Genomic DNA, 1,584 nt, shown 5'->3' on the forward strand with positions numbered 1-1,584 from the left:
TAGGGCAGCTGCTGGCTGAGTTCGAAGACCTGTTTGCGGATGTCGTAGTAGTTCTGGGTGAGTTCGCCGTTGGGGCCGCGCGCGCCATTGACCTGCTTGGGCACGCCGAGCATGGCTGTCTCCAGGCTGGCGTAATCCTTGACGACCTTCCCCACAGGGCCCAGCGCAGCCGCACCGGCCGCGGTGGCGCCCACGCCGGCGGCAGCCAGCTGGCCGGCACGCTGGCGGGTGTCCTGCAGGCGCTTCTCGGCTTCGGTCAGAGCCCGCAGGCGGGCGCGCTGGGTGTCGGCCTGGCCGTTGGTGCGGGCCATGGCATCGGCCAGGCGCTTTTCGGCGCCGGTGACCTGGTCGATGCCCAGGGCGGCCAGGCGGCCCTTGAGGTCGCGCACGGTGTTGGCCTGGGCGGCCAGCTGCTGGGTCAGGCGGCCGGCCTCGCGCTCGGCCTGGGCCAGGTTCTTGGCATAGTTGGGGCCCAGCAGGGCGGTGCGGTCATGGCCCGCAGCGCGCAGCTCTTGCACGCGCTGGCGCATGGTGGCCAGCTGCTCGCTGGTGCCCTTGAGGGCCGCCTGGGTCTCCTGGAATTTGCTCAGGGCGTCTTGCTGGGTCTTGAGCTTGCGCAGCTCATCCAGCGTTCCCCGCAGGTCCTTGGCTGTGACCTTCCCGGCCTGCCCAACGCGCATGAGCGGGCCCCTCGCCTTGTCGATGGCTTCGAGAAGGACCTGGATCCTCAATGGTTGAGCGAAAGACATGGTTACTCCTGGGGGCGGTGGTCCTGACGCGGTGGCCCATGGTTGGCGAGACCGCTTGAAGCCGCCATCGACTTGCAGATTGCAATGGCCCGGCCGACCACAGGTCTTCGCAGTACATCGAAGGCCTGCGGGCCCTGCAGACCTCATCGGAGCGGATCCCGGCACGGCTTCCGTCCTGCGTTAGGTAACGCCGGGCCATCAGCCTCTCCACGCGACCACACAAAGTCCGTCAAATCCCGTCATCCAACAGGGCTGGCTTCTGCCCTTCCCTCGGGAGGAGACCCGCTACGCCGACAGCGTCGTCGAAATCGACCCACAAAGAGGGCGGGCGGGGCGGGGTCCCGTGCGCGCGCTGGAAGGTTGGATGGGGGGGCCGCCTGAAATGCAGAGGGCCGGCGAGGCACGGCCAGGGCAGCCCCTGGGGCTGGCCTGGCGGGCCTCTGGCGAGTGATGCAAGGGGTGGGGGGCTGATCGGCCCGCGACTCGGCACAGGGCCATCTCCTCAGGCGTCGGCCTCCCGACCTACCCGCTGTGCTGGGCGACTTTCATAAACATTTTCGCTTGCTTTAATAAGCTTGCGTGCTTATAACTTAGCCATCGCACCAACCTCACAGGGAGGTGACCTTGAAGATCAGCGAGTTCAAGCGGTGGCTTGAGTCGCAGGGAGTGGAGAGCAAGAACGGCACCAACCACTGGAAGCTGTACCTGAACGGAAAGCAAAGCACCCTGCCCAGGCACCCCGCCCAGGAACTCAAGGAAGGCACCAGAAACGCCATCCTCAAGCAACTGGGTCTGAAGTGAAGGGAGACCCCGCAGGGCTTCCCCTTCACACCCA

2 protein-coding genes are annotated in these 1,584 nt (G+C 66.5%); one reads left to right on the forward strand and one right to left on the reverse strand.

Annotated features, from left to right (window positions below):
• The coding region (locus I73_RS25645; RefSeq protein WP_148289663.1) for a phage tail tape measure protein at positions 1-749 on the reverse strand (749 nt) is incomplete at its 3' end.
• A 624-nt stretch (positions 750-1,373) separates the two neighbouring features.
• Here I73_RS25645 and I73_RS02995 point away from each other — a divergent pair.
• Positions 1,374-1,550, forward strand: a complete 177-nt coding sequence (locus tag I73_RS02995) for a type II toxin-antitoxin system HicA family toxin (protein ID WP_026096245.1) — start codon at positions 1,374-1,376, stop codon at positions 1,548-1,550.
• Positions 1,551-1,584: the final 34 nt, after the last annotated feature.

This window comes from Ideonella sp. B508-1 (genome assembly GCF_000333615.1).
GTDB lineage: Bacteria > Pseudomonadota > Gammaproteobacteria > Burkholderiales > Burkholderiaceae_C > Ideonella.